Genomic DNA, 15,486 nt, shown 5'->3' with positions numbered 1-15,486 from the left:
GGGCTCCGCCCTCCGCCACCGGTTGGCTCAGCCGCCGATCAGCTCAGCCGCGTGATCGTCACCGCCACGGTCAGGTCGGCGTCCTGGTCGCCCAGGTACACGCCCTTGAAGGGCGCGACGTCCTCGTAGTCCCGCCCGCGCGCGACCGCGATGTGGCCGAGCGACACCGGTTGGTCGTTGGTCGGGTCCACGGCCCGCCAGCCCTCGCCGTCGAACCACTCCACCCAGGCGTGCGACTCGGACGTGACCGGCTGCCCCAGCGGGGCGGCGGCGTCCGGCATGAGGTAGCCGGACACATACCGGGCCGGGATGCCCAGGTGGCGCAGTCCGCCGAGCGTGGCGTGGACGAAGTCCTGGCACACACCCTTGCCCTCGGCCCACGCCTCGGCCGCGACCGTGGTCGCCACGGTCACGCCGGCCTGGTAGTCGAGGTGTCCGCGCACGACGGCGAGAACGGCCTCGACGGACGCCTCCGGGTCCCGCCCGTGGGCCGCCGCGGCGAACGCGTCGAGGACGTCCTCGGGGAGCGCGGTGAGCGGGCGCTTCTCCAAGTACTCGAAGCAGCGGTCGCGAACGGTCCAGTCGCGCAGCGCCTCCCAGGTCGCCGGCCCCAGGACGGGGTCCACGGGGTACCGCTCGACCGTCGAGATGGCCTCCAGCTCCAGCGCGTCGTGGAGGCCGGACGCCTCCAGCGCGGTCACCTGCGTGCCGAAGTAGTCGCGGTAGGAGTTCGACCAGGTGAGCGGACGGATGCGCAGCCGGGACTCCAGGGTGGCCTGACCCTCCTCGGTGAGCGGGGTCATCCGCACCTCGTTGTGGGAGGCACTGATGGGGCCGGTGTAGGCGTACGTGCTCGCGTGCACCACGCGGTAGCGCTGGGGGCTCACCGGTGCTCCTCCGTCCAGGACTGTTCCGGCCCGCCCGGGAAATAGCGGGCACCCACGGCGTCCGACACGGCCGTGACCATCTGTTGCACGCGCAGCATCTGCTGGGGCAACTCGTTCATGATGCTGGCCGGGAGGCGGTACTCCAGCGAGGTGCGGATCCGGCCCAGCAGGCGCCGCCCCTCCCCGGTGAACCCGATGGGGGTCTCGTCCGGATCGAGACGGGCCAGCGCCGACTCCGCCTCGGCGAGCGCGTACAGGACCGAGCGGGGGAACTGGCGGTTGAGCACCAGGAACGCGGCCACGTTGCGGTCGCTGAACAAGCCTTGGTTGCTCCGCATGAACGCCTGGTTGCCGCCGCAGGAGCTCAGGACCGACTGCCACGACAGGCCGCCGATCGGGAGGGTGCCGGTCGTGATGATGCGCGCGGTCATGTCGGCGCGCTCGAGGTAGCGCCCGAGCACCAGGAAGTCCCAGGCCTCGTCGTGGTTCATCGTCGAGTCCGCGATGCCGCTGATCAGGATGGACCGCTCGCGGGCCCACGACAGGTGACGCGCCGTTCCGTCCGGGGAGCCGAGGCGCCCCCACCGCAGCCACGCGGTGTTGATGGCCTCCCACAGGTCGGTCGACAGCGTCTCGCGGGCGCGACGCGCGTTGTCGCGGGCCGCGTTGAAGGACCCGGTGATGGAGCTGGCGCTGCCGGCGTCGAAGACGAGCCGGTCGCGAAGGTCGGTGTAGGTGACCTTCTCGTCCGGGTCGCCGCCCATGACGACGCTCAGCACCATGTTGGCCGAGTCGTCGTTCGGGCCGAACCCGCCCTCGAGCATCGAGAGCCGGACGACGTCGACCAGGCGCGCGGTGCCGTCGACGCGCTCGACGTAGCGGCCGATCCAGAACAGGGACTCGGCGATACGGCTCAGCACGACGATCCTCCAGCCTCGACGAGCGCCGCGACCCGGGCCGCCTGCTGCTGCTGCTTCTGCTGCTCCTTGACCGACCGGACGGCCTCCTCGGTGAATTCGTCGGGCGCGGCCATGACGACGATCTCGGTGGTCTCCAGGCCACCCTCGTCCGCGCCCTCGACCGGCTCGACGCGCTCGGGGCGGGCCAGGACCCAAGTGTCCTTGGAACCACCGCCCTGGGAGCTGTTCACCACCAACTCCCCCTCCGGAAGCGCGACCCGCGTCAACCCACCGGGCAGAACCGTCACCGTCTCGCCGTCGTTGACCGCGAACGGACGCAGGTCGACGTGACGCGGCTTGAACTCGCCGTCGACGAGCGTGGGCACCGTGGACAACTGGACGACCGGCTGGGCGATCCAGCCGCGCGGGTCCTCCTGGAGCCGGGCACGCAGCGTGTCGAGGGTCTGGCCATCGGCCTCGGGGCCGATGACCAGGCCTTTGCCCCCCGAGCCGTCCACCGGCTTGACGACCATCTGGTCGAGGTGGGCGAGCACGTGGCGCAGCGCGTCCGGCTCGACGCACCGGAAGGTGTCGACGTTCGGGATGATCGGGTCCTCGTCCAGGTAGTAGCGGATGAAGTGGGGCACGTACGAGTACAGGAGCTTGTCGTCGGCCACCCCGTTGCCGACGGCGTTCGCGACGGTCACGCGTCCGGCGCGGACGGCGTTGATCAGCCCCGGGACCCCCAGCATCGAGTCGGGGCGGAAGTGCACCGGGTCGAGGAAGTCGTCGTCCACGCGCCGGTAGATGACGTCGACCTGCTGGTCGCCGCGGGTCGTGCGCATGCGGACGGTGCCGCCGGTGCAGATGAGGTCGCGGCCCTCGACGAGCTCGACGCCCATCATGCGGGCCAGCAGGGAGTGCTCGAAGTAGGCGGAGTTGTAGACGCCCGGGGTCAGGACGACGACGGTCGGGTTCGGGTTCCCGTCCGGGGCCGCGGCGCGGAGCGCACGCAGCAGGTGACGGGGGTAGTCGTGCACCTGACGGATGCGCAACGCCTGGAACGCCTCGGGGAACGTGTTGGTCAAAGCCCGCCGGTTCGAGATGACGTAGGAGACGCCCGACGGCACGCGGACGTTGTCCTCCAGCACGCGGAAGGTGCCCTCCTCGTCGCGGATCAGGTCGATGCCCGACACGTGCACCCGGACGCCGTTGTGCGGCCGCAGACCCGACACCGCCCGGTGGAAGTGCTTCGAGCTGACGATGAGCTCGTACGGCAGGATCCCGTCGTCGACCACGCGCGGGAACTGCCCCTCGTGGGCGTACACGTCGCTCAGGAACGCCTCCAGGGCACGCACCCGCTGCTGGACGCCCCGGTCGATGACGTCCCACTCGTCCGCGGGGATGATGCGGGGCACCAGGTCGAGCGGGAAGGCCCGCTCCTCCCCGGCGTAGTCGAAGGTGACGCCCTGGTCGACATAGCTGCGCGCGAGTTGGTCGGCGCGCTCGGCGAGCTCGGCGGGACCGAGGCGGCTGAGGGTGTCGTGCATGACTTCGTACGGGGCGCGGGGCCCGCCGTCGCGGGCGATCATCTCGTCCCAGGCGAGGCCTTGGGGATAGGAGTGGAACAGCGCCATGGAGCGCAGCTTAGGGGGTCCCCCCGCGCTGGACGTCAAACCCCATCAGGCGAGCTGGCGGGCACCCGGAACCGGCCCGGATGCCCTGCGCACCGTCCGGCACATCCCCAGCGTGCTGATCTCGTTCGAGAGCCGGACGGCGGCGTCCTCATTGGCCGCCAGGAAGGCACAGGTGGGTCCTGAACCGGACACGATCCCGGCCAGCGCCCCGGCCGCGACGCCGGCGTCCAGCAGGTCGGCGAGGTGCGGGCGCAGCGAGATCGCGGCGGGCTGGAGGTCGTTCACGAGGTGCTGGGCGACGCGGCGGACGTCCCCGCAGGCCAGGCCCTCCAGCAGCTCGGGCGGGACGGGCGGGGGCGTCGGGTCGGCGTCCGGGTTCAGCTCGTCGAAGCGACGGAAGACGGCCGGCGTGGACAACTCCACGTCGGGCAGCGCGAGCACCCAGTGGTAGCCCCCGCGGCTGAGCACCGGGACGAGGTCGTCGCCGCGCCCGTGCCCCAGCGCGGTGGAACCCAGCAGGCAGAACGGGACGTCGGCGCCGAGTTCGGCGCCCAGCTCGAGCAGTTCGTCGGGGTTGATGTCGATCCCCCACAGCGCGGAGCACGCGACCAGCGCGGCCGCGGCGTTCGCGGACCCGCCGGCCATGCCGCCCGTCACCGGGATCGTCTTGCGGATCGAGAGGTGCGCGCCGTAGCGGTCCTCACCGCCGTGTCGGGCGGCCAGCAGGCGGGCCGCCCTCACGGCCAGGTTGGAGTCGTCCGCCGGGACGAGGTGGGCCTGGTCGCCGGCCACGGTGATGTCGTACGAGCCGGGCTCGGCCGCGCGTGCGCCGAGGTCGTCGAACAGGGAGAGCGCTTGAAACACCGTCGCCAAGGAGTGGTAGCCGTCCTCACGCAGGCCGCCCACCCGAAGGGCAAGGTTCACCTTGCCCGGGGCCCGAACCTTCACGTGGTCGGGCGCGGCCTCACTCGCGGTCATGAGCCCTTGTCTACCAGCCCCGCCGCCGGTGGGGAAGGTCGGGCGGCCACGGGATCAGGCCAGGGACGGCAACTGCTCCGCAATCCGGGCGAAGTCGGCGATGCCGAGGACCTCCCCCCGAGCCTGCGGATCCACCCCGGCGGCCTGCAAGGCCGCAGCGGCGGACGCGCTGCTCCCGAACAGCCCCGACAACGCGCCGCGCAGCATCTTGCGCCGCTGCGCGAACGCCGCGTCGACGACCTTGAACACGTCGCTGCGGGTGGCGGACGTGACGGGCGGCTCGCGGCGGGTCAGCCGGACCAACCCCGAATCCACGTTCGGAACCGGCCAGAACACCTTCGGCGGGACGGTCCCGACGCGGGACGACTCGGCGTACCACGCGAGCTTCGCGCTGGGCACGCCGTACACCTTCGAGCCCGGGGGCGCGACGAGCCGGTCGGCCACCTCGAGCTGGACCATGACCAGGCCCCGCTCGATCGACGGCCACAGCGCCAGCACGTGCAGCAGCACGGGCACGCTCACGTTGTAGGGCAGGTTCGCCACCACGGCGGTGGGCTGCGGGTCGGGCAGCTCGGTCACGTCGAGGGCGTCCGACTCGACGACGGTGAGCTTGTCGGCGCCCTCGGGGAGGCGTTCGGCGACGGTCCGGGGCAGGCGGCGCGCCAGCGACGGTTCGATCTCGATCACGTGCACGTGGCGGGCCACCTCGAGCAGGCCCAGCGTCAGCGAGCCCAGGCCAGGCCCGATCTCGAGCACGACGTCATCGGGCGTGATCCCGGACGCGGCGACGATGCGCCGCACCGTGTTGGCGTCGTGCACGAAGTTCTGGCCGCGCTGCTTGGTGGGGCGCAGGTCCAGCTCGGCGGCGAGCTCGCGGATCGTCCGCGGGTCCAGGAGTGCGTCAGCCATGGCTGTTTCCCAAGCTCTTCGACGGCACCCAATCGCCGAAGAGGGCCGTGGCGTTGGCGTCCAGGGCGGCGCAGAGGACGTCGGTGTCCTCGCCGCGCAGGTCGGCGAGGAAGCGCACGGTGTGGGGCAGCAGGTAGCTGGCGTTCGGACGCCCCCGCGACGGCACCGGCGTCAGGTAGGGGGCGTCGGTCTCGACCAGGAGGCGATCCAGTGGGGTGATGCGTGCGGCTTCGCGCAGGTCCCCGTTGGCCTTGAAGGTGACCGTGCCCGGGAACGACAGGTGCGCCCCGCGGTCCAGGCACCGGCGGGCGAACGTGGCGTCGCCGGAGAAGCAGTGCATCTGGACGCGCTCCGGCCACCCCTCGGCGTCCAGCACGCCGAGGACGTCGTCGTGGGCGTCCCGGTCGTGGATCACAAGGGCCAGGTCGTGTGCCCTGGCCCAGCCGATGTGGGCGGCGAACGCGTCCTTCTGGCGGGCGCGGCCGGTCTCGTCCTTGACCCAGTAGTGGTCCAGGCCAGTCTCCCCCACGCCGCGGATCCGGTCCGACGTGCCCAGCAGCGCCTCCACGCCACGCAACGCCTCGTCGAGGCCGTCACCGAGCTCGACGACGTCGTGCGGGTGGATCGCGATCGTGGCGATGACGGCGTCGAACTCCTCGGCCACGGCAACGGCGGCCCGCGAGCTGGGCAGGTCGTAGCCGACGTCGACCAGGCGGTGGACCCCCACGGCTCGGGCTCGGGCGATGGCGTCGGCCGTCGACAGCTCGGTCTTGCGCGTGGTCGTGCCGAGGTGGGTGTGGGCATCCGTGGTCGGCACGGCCAGTGGTTCGGGGGCCTGCGGCAGCTCAGCGGTCACCGCGCCATCTTCCCACGCACGACAGGGTGAACTTGTTCCCCGACTGCGGGGGACGACGTCACGGCGTCTGGCGCCGAGCAGTGAGCGCCGCTTCGTACAGCACGTTCTTGGCCAGCCCCGAGGCCGCAGCGACCTCGGCGACGGCCGGCTTCAGCCGCTCGCCGGCCTCCACGCGGGCGAGGACCTCGGCGACGGCGTCCTCGACGCCGACCGCCGGCCCGGACGCCCCGGACACGACCACGGTGATCTCGCCGCGGACCTCCCCGGTCGCCCACTCGGCGAGCTCACTCAGTCCGCCGCGCACGACCTCCTCGTACGTCTTGGTCAGCTCCCGGCACACGGCGGCGGGGCGGTCGGCGCCCAGCGCGTCGCGCGCGTCGGCGAGGAAGTCAGCCAACCGGTGCGGCGCCTCGAAGAACACCATCGTGCGCTCCTCGCGGGCCAACGCGGCCAGCGCGCGACGACGCTCCCCCTGCTTCCGGGAGACGAACCCCTCGAAGCAGAAGCGGTCCGTGGGCAGGCCCGAGATCGCGAGGGCGGTCAGGACGGCGGACGGGCCGGGGACCGCGGTCACCCGGATTCCCGCCTCGATGGCCGCCTGGACGATGCGGAAGCCGGGGTCGGAGACCGCGGGCATCCCGGCGTCGGTGGCGACGACGACGCGTTCCCCGGCGAGCAGGGCGTCCATCAGGGTGCCGACCCGCGAGGCCTCGTTCCCGTCGAAGTAGGACACGACGCGCGCAGCGGTCTCCACGCCGAGGCGGCGGAGCAGGTCGCGGAGCCTCCGGGTGTCCTCGGCGGCGATCACGTCCGCCTCGACCAGCGCCTTGATCATGGCTGGGCTGGCATCGGCGACGTCCCCGATGGGCGTCGCGGCAAGGACGAGCACACCGTCGGTCATGGGCCCCAGTATGGCGTGGATAGCATGGCCCGGTGACGAGCCCGGCCGCCCCCAGCACCCTGGACCGCCTGCGCGACGGCGTCCCGGGGAACCCGTGGACCGGCTGGGCCGTGACGCTCTCCATCGGACTGCTCGCCTTCATCATCCGCCTGGTCGACGTGGCGCGCCCCCACGCTGTCGTCTTCGACGAGACCTACTACGCCAAGGACGCCTGGTCCCTGCTCACGCTGGGCTACGAGGCGACGTGGGCCGCCTCTGACATCGCCAACCCGCAGGTGCTGGTCGGCGATGCGTCCTCGCTGGGAACCGCCGGGTCCTTCATCGCCCACCCCCCGGTCGGCAAGTGGCTGATCGCCCTGGGGGAGGCAGTGTTCGGGCTGAACACCTTCGGCTGGCGGATCATGGCGGTGGTGTTCGGGTCGCTGCTGGTGGTCGCCACGATCCGCCTGGCCCGGCGACTCTCCCGCTCCCTGCTCATCGGCGCGATGGCCGGCCTCATGCTGACCCTCGACGGGCTCGCGTTCACGATGAGCCGCATCGCGCTCCTCGACATCTTCCAGGCCACGTTCATCGTCGCCGGCGTCGCCGCGCTCGTGGCCGACCGGGACCACCACCGGCATCGCCTCGCCGATGCGGTGGAGGCCCGCGGCACGACGACGCTGGCCGGCTCCTTCGGCCCGCTCCTGTGGTGGCGTCCGTGGCGCTGGACGGCCGGCGTCCTGTTCGGCCTCGCCACGGGCGTGAAGTGGAACTCCGTGTACGTGATCGCGATCTTCGGCATCCTCACCGTCCTGTGGGACGTCGGGGCCCGCCGACTGGCCGGCGCCGGGTTCCGGTCCTGGACGGCCCTGTTGCGCGAGGGCGTGCTCGCGTTCGTGTCGATCGTCGTCACCGCCCTCGTCGTCTACGTGGCCTCGTGGGCGGGCTGGCTGACCAGTTCGGGAGCCTGGGGGCGTGACTGGGGGAGCAAGAACCCCGACCACCCGTGGGTGTCCGCGTTCGGCGAGGGCCTCGCCTCGCTGTTGAACTACCACCGCGAGATCCTCGCGTTCCACACCGGTGACTACATCCGGAGCCAGGAGCACGCCTACAACGCGCACCCGGCGGGCTGGCTGCTCATGTTGCGGCCCACGAGCTTCCACTCCGAGAACGACATCCTCGGCGGGACCCAGGGGTGCCCCCCGGGCACCGAGAAGTGCGTCGCCGTCATCACCGGCATGGGCACCCCGATCCTGTGGTGGATGGCCGCCGCCGCCCTGGTCGTCGCCCTGATCTGGTGGCTGGGCGGCCGCGACTGGCGGTTCGGCGTCCCGGTCCTGGGCGCCGCCGCGACCTACGTGCCCTGGTTCGCCACCACCGACCGCCCGGTCTTCTTCTTCTACGCGATCACCATCATCCCGTTCTCGACGATCGCGCTGGCCATGGCACTCGGGCTGGTGCTCGGCCCTGCCCGGGCCCCGAGCCGACGGGTCGGCGCGATCATCGCCGGCCTGGCTGTCGGTCTCGTGGCCGCGAACTTCGCCTACCTGTACCCGGTGCTGGCGGACGTGGTGATTCCGCACGGGCAGTGGTGGGCCCGCATGTGGTTGCGCTCCTGGATCTGAGTCCTTGTCCGAATCGTGACCGTTGGTGCCTGAATCGTGACCGCAACACGGCATGCCCGTCGCTCGCCGGAACTAGGGTGAAATCCGTTGTCCCAGCCTCAAGGACCCCCAGGAGGATCCACCCGTGAGAAAGCCGCCGCGCCCCCACGCGCTCGCCGGCGCCCTCGCGGCCATGCTCCTGGTGGCGTGCACGGCCCAGACCGTTCCGGAGCCGAGCACCCCGCCCCCCGTGTCCGCCGACGCCGAGCGCGACATCAACCCCCAGCCGCGGGAGCGCGTCCGTGACGGTGGCCTGCTGCGGTTCCCCATCAGCCACCTGCCGACGCAGTGGAACCCCCGCCACCCGGCCGCGGACGCCGACACCCAGCGCGTCCTCGCCCCCCTGACACCCGCGCACGTCACGCTGGACGCCGCGGGCCGGGCGACGGCCAACCCCGACTTCATCTCCGACCTCACCGTCTCGCACGGCGGCGGCCACACGGTGGTGACCCTGCAACTCGACGAGCGGGCCGTCTGGGGCGACGGGAGCCCGATCACCGCTGCCGACTGGGTCGCCACGTGGCGCGCGGCGTCGGGCCAGGTCGACGGCGTCCGCCCCGCCACCACGGACGGCTGGGAGCGCGTGGCGGAGGTCCGCCAGGGGCAGAACCCGCACGTCGTCGTCATCACCCACACCGCGGTCGACCCCGACTGGGCTCAGCCCTTGGTCGCGGGACCGGAGCGGGCCGTCGACCTCGCGAGCGCCGACGCCTTCTCGTGGGGGAGCTACGGGGCCGCCCGGTACGCCGGACCGTTCATGGTCACCCACGTCGACAAGGTGCAGGGCCTGGTCACGCTCGAGCGGAACCCCCTGTGGTGGGGCGACCGCCCGAGGCTCGAGACCATCATGTTCCGGACGGTTCCGGACGAGGCCCTGGCCGCCGCGTTCCAGCACAACGAGCTCGACGTCTGGGAGACGGGCGCCGACTCCGACCGCCTCACGCAGTCGCGGGTCGCCGCGGACACGGCCGTCCGGTCCGCTCCCGGCACCACCGGCCGCGCGCTGCGGGTGTCGCGTACGGGAGCGCTCGCGGACGTGGCCGTCCGGCAGGCGATCCTGATGGCGCTCGACCGCTCCGCGGTGGGTCTCACCGAGCTTCCCCAGGGGACCGAGCCACCGCGCGCCTGGTCGAACACCCTGCTGCTCCCGACCCAGCCCGGCTACGCAGACCAGGCGCGCGCCACCGGACTGGGCTTCGACCCCGTCCGGGCGGGCAAGATGCTGGACGAGGCGGGGTGGGTGCTGGACGGCAGCCGCCGGCTGAAGGACGGCCGCGCCTTGGTGGTGACCTTCCAGCGGCCGGTCGGCGACGCCCATGCCGCTGCCGAGCTCAGTGACCTCACCCAGCAACTCGGCGCCGTGGGTGTCACGGTCATCCCTGTCACGGGCGACGCCGACCTGGCGCCGGTGTCGGTCCGCATGAGCGCGTTCCCCCTGGCCCGGCTCCCGGAGGGCACCGGGGACGTCGCCGGGGCGTCCGACCTGGCCAAGCGGGTCGGGAGCGAGGTCGATCCGGTCCGGCGCGCCGACCAGGCCAGCCAGCTCGCCCGTCTGTTGTGGCAGGACGTCGTGACGATCCCGCTCCACCAGGAGCCCGAGTACGTCGCCGTCCGCTCCGGGGTCGCGAACCTCGGGGCGCACGCGTTCGCCACCGTGGAGTGGGAGGACGTGGGCTGGACCTCCTGACCCGCGGGGCATCCGGGGAGTAGAGTGCAGCCGTTTGCCCGGACGCTGGTTCCGGGCACGGAGGTGAGGACGCGGCATGGCCCTGTGGAAGCTGCACGGAGACGGAACCCTCAAGCCCGGGGCGGTCGTCGCCCCTGACGAGCGGCTGGGTTGGGGGAAGACCATCGGGTTGGGCGCCCAACACGTGGTCGCGATGTTCGGGGCGACGTTCGTGTTCCCGATCCTGATGGGTCTCAACCCCCAGCTGGCGATCATGATGTCCGGCATCGCGACGCTGATCTTCCTGGCCGTGGTGAAGGGTCGGGTGCCGTCCTACCTGGGCTCGTCGGCGTCCTTCGTCGGTGTGGCCACGGCGATCTACGCCGCCGGCGGCAACCCGACCCACGTGTCCGGCGCGATGTTCTGGGTGGGCGTCGCGCTGCTCATCGCCGGCGTCATCGTCCACTACGCCGGCTCGGGCGTGATCCACAAGGCTCTGCCGCCCGTGGTCACCGGCGCCGTCGTCATGCTGATCGGCTTCAACCTGGCCCCCGTGGTCGCCAGGACCTACTGGCCGCAGGACCAGTGGGTGGCCGTCATCACGATGCTCGTCGTCGTGGTCCTGTCAGTGGGCGTGCGCGGATTCATGAGCCGCATCGCGATCTTCCTGTCGCTGATCATCGGCTACGTGCTCTCGTGGATCCTCGACCTCGCGACCGGGCCCATCACCTCGTTCTCCCCCGCCGCCGGCGAGGCGACGACGCACTTGCGGGTCGACTGGTCCGGGGTGGCTGCGGCGCCCTGGTTCGGCCTGCCGCCCGTCACCGACCTCGGCTCGTGGACCCTCCACGGCGCGAACAACGTGGTCGGCTTCCACCTGCCGACGTTCAACGTCGCCTTCGCGCTGATCGCGCTGCCCGTCGTGATCGCCCTCATCGCCGAGAACACCGGCCACGTGAAGGCCGTCGCGGAGATGACCGGCGCCGACCTCGACGGCGAGATGGGCAAGGCCATCGGCGCGGACGGCTTCACCTCGATGATCGCGACCGCCGCGGGCGCCGGCCCCACCACCACGTACGCCGAGAACATCGGCGTGATGGCGGCCACCCGCGTCTACTCCACCGCCGCCTACGTCGTCGCGGCGGTCGTGGCGATCGTGTTCGGCTTCTCCCCCAAGTTCGGCGCCATCATCTCCGCCACCCCGGGTGGCGTCCTGGGCGGCATCACGGTCGTGCTCTACGGCATGATCGGCCTGCTGGGCGCCAAGATCTGGAAGGAGAACCAGGTCGACTTCGGGAATCCCCTGAACCTCGTCCCGGTCTCGGCGGGCATCATCATCGGCGTCGGTGACGTCACCCTCCAGTTCAGCGACAGCTTCGTCCTCGGCGGCATCGCCTTCGGCACCCTCGTGACCGTGCTCGTCTACCACCTCGCCCGGTGGCTGGCGCCCGCGGAGATGAAGGCGGCCGCCGATGGTGCGGTGCTGATCGTGGACGCCCCGGGTGCCTACAAGGACCACGACACGCGCGTGTGACTGGGCGCCCGCGTCACCCGAGGTTCTGTCGCACACCCTTGCGACGGCGCAGTACCACGAGCCGGGTGACCACCCCGACGAGGTAGACGGCCACACCCACCACCACCGACGGCCAGGGCAGCGTCACCACGAGGACGGCGCACAGCACCATGCCGAGCACCTGGGCCGCCTTGGGGTACAGGCGCCCTTGGGTCTGGGTGAACGCGGCCGCGTTGGCGACGAAGTAGTACAGCAGGACGCCGAACGAGGAGAACCCGATCGCGCCGCGCAGGTCCACGGAGAGCACCACCAGCGACACGATGACGGCGAGAGTCACCTCGGCCACGTGCGGCACCTGGTACCGCGGGTGCACCGCCGCGAGCGGACGCGGTAGGTCCCCGTTGCGCGCCATCGCCAGCGACGTCCGTCCGATGCCCGCCACGAGCGCCAGCATCGAACCAAGGGCCGCGATGGCGGCGCCGATCCGCACGACGGGTCCCAGCCAGGGCGCCGGGCCGGCGGCCACGGCGTCCAGCACGGGGACGGTGCTCGCGGCGGTGCGCTCGACTCCGAGGACGCCGACGATGCCGGTTCCGACCAGCACGTACACGACCAGGGCCCCGACCAGCGCGACGATGATCGCCCGCGGGATGGTGCGGCGAGGCTCCATGACCTCCTCGCCCATGGTGGCGATCCGGGCGTAGCCGGCGAACGCGAAGAACAGCAGCCCGGCCGCCTGCAACACGCCGTAGGGGCCGGACGCGTCGAGCCGCACGGTCGCCCAGGCGGCGGGCGTCCAGCCCGTCCAGGTGGCGACGACGACGCCCGCGAGGACGACGAGCACGATCGTCACGATGATCCGTGTGAGCCGTGCGGTGCGGGAGACACCGTGGTAGTTCACGGCCGTCAGGGCGATGATGGCGAGCGCGGCGAGGGGCCGCTGCCACCAGCCCTGGGGCACCAGGTAGGCGGCGAAGGTGAGCGCCATGGCGGCCACCGAGGCCGTCTTCCCGATCACGTAGCCCCATCCGGCGAGGAACCCCCACCAGTCGTTGAGTTGCTCGCGCCCGTAGACGTAGGTGCCGCCCGAGGTCGGGTACGCGGCTGCCAACTGGGCCGAACTGGTGGCGTTGCACCAGGCGACGAGGGCGGCCAGCGCGAGGCCGATGAACAGCGCTCCCCCGGCTGCGGACGCGGCCGGGGCCCAGACGGCGAAGACGCCCGCTCCGATCATCGATCCGAGGCCGATGACGACGGCGTCGGTGAGGTTGAGGCGGCGCGCGAGTTGGGTCACCGGTGCACTGTAACCACGTCCGCGTGACCGGAGGGTGACCCGGTCTGCCCCGAGGGCTCAGTCCTGCAGGGCCCGGCCCAGGGCGTCCAACCGGCGCTCCAGCGACGACACCCGCTCCCCGAGCGGGCGGAGGTCCTCGGCGTCCGCGTGGCCGGCTTGCAGCGATTCAGTGGCCGGGGAGCGGCGGATGAACGTCAGGTACCCGATGCCGACGGTCACGACGAGCGCGGCCAGGGCGACGAAGAAGCGGGCCAACTGCCCCTGCGCGCTCGACATCGACTGCCCCACGGCGTAGATCATCGTGAAGATGCCGCCGAGCAACAGTCCGTTGGAGATCACGGCCATGCGGGCCGGACGCCACAGCGACACGGCGAGGATCAGCGTGGCGGCAACCAGCAGGATGATGCTCGTGGTGAGCGACCACTGCTCCTGCGCGAGCTGAGCCGCGCGCTGGGCGGCCTCCTGCTCCGCCATCTGCTCCGGCGTCGGGGCGCCGTCGAACTTGTCGTACGGGAACTCGGGCCAGCGCGGCTGGGGATGGAACGTGTTGATCCCGATGGCCACGAGCCCCACGACCACCAGGCCCAGGAAGAAGGAGTAGATGACCTGCAACAGCGACACGGCTTTCATGGCGGCCTCCTGCAGTCATGGTCCCACTGCGGGGTCGGCCGTGACAGGGTTTCGGCTCATCCCCCGCCGGCGACAGGGCCTGCCTATTGTCTGGGCATGGACAGACCAGCCTGGGCCGAGGCCAGCGACCTCATGCGCGACTACTACGACCACGAGTGGGGCTTGCCGGTGCGGGACACGCCGGGTGTCTACGAACGCATCGTGCTGGAGGGGTTTCAGTCGGGGCTCTCGTGGGCCGTCGTCCTGCGCAAGCGGCCCGCCTTCCGTGCGGCGTTCAGCGACTTCGACCCCGAGGTCGTGGCGCGCTACACCGAGGCCGACGTCGAGCGGCTGCTCGGCGACGAGGGCATCGTTCGCAACCGGCGCAAGATCGAGGCGGCGATCACCAATGCGCGCGCCACCGCGGCGATGACGGACGCCGGAGTCGACCTGGCCGAACTCGCCTGGTCGTTCCGGCCCGACGATCCCACCCTGGGCGCGGACGCCAGCCAGTCACCGGAGTCGGTCGCGTTGTCGAAGGCCCTGAAGAAGCATGGCTTCGTGTTCGTTGGCCCGGTGACGATGTTCGCCCTCATGCAGGCGATCGGCATCCTGGAGCACCGCGGCCCGGGGGCCGCGGTGCCCGACGCCGGTGGTCAGGCGTGCGCCTGACCCGGGGTCGAGCCCTTCGTCGGGGCCGGCGGCACGCCGTCCGCGTCGGAGCGCACCGCGTGCCCGCCGAACTGGTTGCGCATCGCGGCGATCATCTTCATGGTCGGGCTGTCGTCCTGCTGGCTGACGAAGCGGGCGAACAGCGCCGCCGAGATCGTCGGCACCGGGACGCCGAGGTCGACGGCCGCGTTCACGGTCCAGCGGCCCTCGCCGGAATCGGCGGCGTAGCCCTCGATCTTGTCGAGGTGGGGGTCCTCGTCCATGGCGCGCACCATCAGGTCGAGCAGCCAGGAACGGATGACGGTGCCCTCGCGCCACGACTCGAAGACCGCCGGCACGTCGGTGACGATGTCCGCCTTCTCCAGCAGTTCCCAGCCCTCGGCGTACGCCTGCATGAGGCCGTACTCGATGCCGTTGTGCACCATCTTGGCGAAGTGGCCCGCACCGACCTCGCCCGCGTGCACGAAGCCGAAATCCCCCTCGGGCTTGAGAGCGTCGAAGATCGGCTGTGCCGCGGCGACGGCGTCCGCCGAGCCGCCGACCATGAGCGCGTACCCGTTCTCGAGGCCCCAGACGCCACCGGAGGTGCCACAGTCGACGAAGCGAATTCCCCGGGCGGCCAGTTCCTCGGCATGGCGCTGGTCGGCGGTCCACTTGCTGTTGCCGCCGTCGATGATGATGTCGCCCTCGGACAGCCGCCCGGCCAACTCGCCGATGACGGCGTGTGTGACCTTGCCCGCGGGGACCATGACCCACACGACCCGAGGCGAGTCCGTCAACTGGGCGACGAGGTCCGCCTGGTCCTTGGCGTCCGAGATCTCCGGGTTGGTGTCGTAGCCGATGACGGTGTGGCCGGCGCGACGCAGGCGCTCGCGCATGTTCCCGCCCATCTTGCCCAGTCCGATCAGCCCCAGCTGCATGATGCACCCCTTCGTCGTTTGGCACTTCCTTGTCGCCTGTCGTACGCCGCGAGCCTAGTGGGGGCGCGGACGGCACGCCACGGAACCAGCGGGTCCGAGCGG

General features: G+C 71.6%; 14 protein-coding genes. 4 read left to right on the top strand and 10 right to left on the bottom strand.

The features are described 5' to 3' along the window. Nucleotides 1–38 precede the first annotated feature (38 nt). The 7 genes from AC5YDV_RS04720 to rsmI are packed head-to-tail and all read right to left on the bottom strand — an operon-like array spanning nt 39 to nt 7,076. Nucleotides 39–887, bottom strand: coding sequence for a transglutaminase family protein (locus AC5YDV_RS04720; RefSeq protein WP_496183208.1), 849 nt, complete (start codon nt 885–887; stop codon nt 39–41). Further along, entirely contained in the window at nt 884–1,807 is a 924-nt protein-coding gene (locus AC5YDV_RS04715) for an alpha-E domain-containing protein (RefSeq protein ID WP_496183207.1), read from the bottom strand. Before AC5YDV_RS04715 ends, AC5YDV_RS04720 begins: the two co-directional genes overlap by 4 nt. Then, nucleotides 1,801–3,423, bottom strand: a complete 1,623-nt coding sequence (locus AC5YDV_RS04710; protein ID WP_496183206.1) for a circularly permuted type 2 ATP-grasp protein — start codon at nt 3,421–3,423, stop codon at nt 1,801–1,803. Before AC5YDV_RS04710 ends, AC5YDV_RS04715 begins: the two co-directional genes overlap by 7 nt. Nucleotides 3,424–3,468: 45 nt before the next feature. After that, nucleotides 3,469–4,401, bottom strand: a complete 933-nt coding sequence (locus tag AC5YDV_RS04705; protein WP_496183205.1) for a 4-(cytidine 5'-diphospho)-2-C-methyl-D-erythritol kinase — start codon at nt 4,399–4,401, stop codon at nt 3,469–3,471. Nucleotides 4,402–4,455: 54 nt separating this feature from the next. Then, nucleotides 4,456–5,310: a 16S rRNA (adenine(1518)-N(6)/adenine(1519)-N(6))-dimethyltransferase RsmA gene (rsmA, locus tag AC5YDV_RS04700; RefSeq protein WP_496183204.1), complete on the bottom strand. Its 855-nt coding sequence runs from the start codon at nt 5,308–5,310 to the stop codon at nt 4,456–4,458. Then, nucleotides 5,303–6,166 (bottom strand): TatD family hydrolase, encoded by an 864-nt coding sequence (locus tag AC5YDV_RS04695; protein ID WP_496183203.1) that lies wholly within the window; start codon nt 6,164–6,166, stop codon nt 5,303–5,305. Before AC5YDV_RS04695 ends, rsmA begins: the two co-directional genes overlap by 8 nt. A 58-nt stretch (nt 6,167–6,224) precedes the next feature. After that, nucleotides 6,225–7,076, bottom strand: a complete 852-nt coding sequence (rsmI, locus tag AC5YDV_RS04690) for a 16S rRNA (cytidine(1402)-2'-O)-methyltransferase (protein ID WP_496183231.1) — start codon at nt 7,074–7,076, stop codon at nt 6,225–6,227. Between the two features lie 23 nt (nt 7,077–7,099). Here rsmI and AC5YDV_RS04685 point away from each other — a divergent pair, with 23 nt between their 5' ends. The 3 genes from AC5YDV_RS04685 to AC5YDV_RS04675 all read left to right on the top strand — a co-directional run bounded on the left by AC5YDV_RS04685 (nt 7,100) and on the right by AC5YDV_RS04675 (nt 11,910). Further along, on the top strand, nt 7,100–8,671 hold the full coding sequence (locus AC5YDV_RS04685) for a dolichyl-phosphate-mannose--protein mannosyltransferase (RefSeq protein ID WP_496183202.1): 1,572 nt from the start codon (nt 7,100–7,102) through the stop codon (nt 8,669–8,671). Between the two features lie 124 nt (nt 8,672–8,795). Further along, nucleotides 8,796–10,397 carry an ABC transporter substrate-binding protein gene (locus AC5YDV_RS04680; protein ID WP_496183201.1) on the top strand — a complete coding sequence of 534 codons (1,602 nt, stop codon included), beginning with the start codon at nt 8,796–8,798 and terminating at the stop codon, nt 10,395–10,397. Between the two features lie 76 nt (nt 10,398–10,473). Next, nucleotides 10,474–11,910: a uracil-xanthine permease family protein gene (locus AC5YDV_RS04675; protein WP_496183200.1), complete on the top strand. Its 1,437-nt coding sequence runs from the start codon at nt 10,474–10,476 to the stop codon at nt 11,908–11,910. A gap of 13 nt (nt 11,911–11,923) precedes the next feature. On the opposite strand, the gene AC5YDV_RS04670 is transcribed toward AC5YDV_RS04675, so the two are convergent. Beyond that, nucleotides 11,924–13,183: an APC family permease gene (locus AC5YDV_RS04670; protein WP_496183199.1), complete on the bottom strand. Its 1,260-nt coding sequence runs from the start codon at nt 13,181–13,183 to the stop codon at nt 11,924–11,926. Between the two features lie 57 nt (nt 13,184–13,240). Beyond that, a complete protein-coding gene (locus AC5YDV_RS04665; protein ID WP_496183198.1) occupies nt 13,241–13,813 on the bottom strand; it encodes a hypothetical protein in 573 nt (190 codons plus the stop codon). 96 nt (nt 13,814–13,909) lie between these two features. Here AC5YDV_RS04665 and AC5YDV_RS04660 point away from each other — a divergent pair, with 96 nt between their 5' ends. Then, a complete protein-coding gene (locus tag AC5YDV_RS04660; protein WP_496183197.1) occupies nt 13,910–14,464 on the top strand; it encodes a DNA-3-methyladenine glycosylase I in 555 nt (184 codons plus the stop codon). Here the strand turns inward: AC5YDV_RS04660 and gnd are convergent. Beyond that, on the bottom strand, nt 14,449–15,384 hold the full coding sequence (gnd, locus tag AC5YDV_RS04655) for a phosphogluconate dehydrogenase (NAD(+)-dependent, decarboxylating) (RefSeq protein WP_496183196.1): 936 nt from the start codon (nt 15,382–15,384) through the stop codon (nt 14,449–14,451). The genes AC5YDV_RS04660 and gnd overlap by 16 nt on opposite strands. Between the last annotated feature and the right edge of the window lie 102 nt (nt 15,385–15,486).

It is taken from the genome of Propioniciclava sp. LT432 (genome assembly GCF_059515965.1).
The sequence above is the reverse complement of the archived record's forward strand: the minus strand, read 5'-3'. Positions and strand labels throughout refer to the sequence as shown.

Bases quoted from the DNA above. Each gene is read 5' to 3' on its own strand.
- AC5YDV_RS04660 (WP_496183197.1), top strand. From the start codon at position 13,910: ATGGACAGACCAGCCTGGGCCGAGGCCAGCGACCTCATGCGCGACTAC.
- gnd (WP_496183196.1), bottom strand. From the start codon at position 15,384: ATGCAGCTGGGGCTGATCGGACTGGGCAAGATGGGCGGGAACATGCGC.
- AC5YDV_RS04710 (WP_496183206.1), bottom strand. From the start codon at position 3,423: ATGGCGCTGTTCCACTCCTATCCCCAAGGCCTCGCCTGGGACGAGATG.
- rsmA (WP_496183204.1), bottom strand. From the start codon at position 5,310: ATGGCTGACGCACTCCTGGACCCGCGGACGATCCGCGAGCTCGCCGCC.
- AC5YDV_RS04705 (WP_496183205.1), bottom strand. From the start codon at position 4,401: ATGACCGCGAGTGAGGCCGCGCCCGACCACGTGAAGGTTCGGGCCCCG.
- AC5YDV_RS04665 (WP_496183198.1), bottom strand. From the start codon at position 13,813: ATGAAAGCCGTGTCGCTGTTGCAGGTCATCTACTCCTTCTTCCTGGGC.
- AC5YDV_RS04675 (WP_496183200.1), top strand. From the start codon at position 10,474: ATGGCCCTGTGGAAGCTGCACGGAGACGGAACCCTCAAGCCCGGGGCG.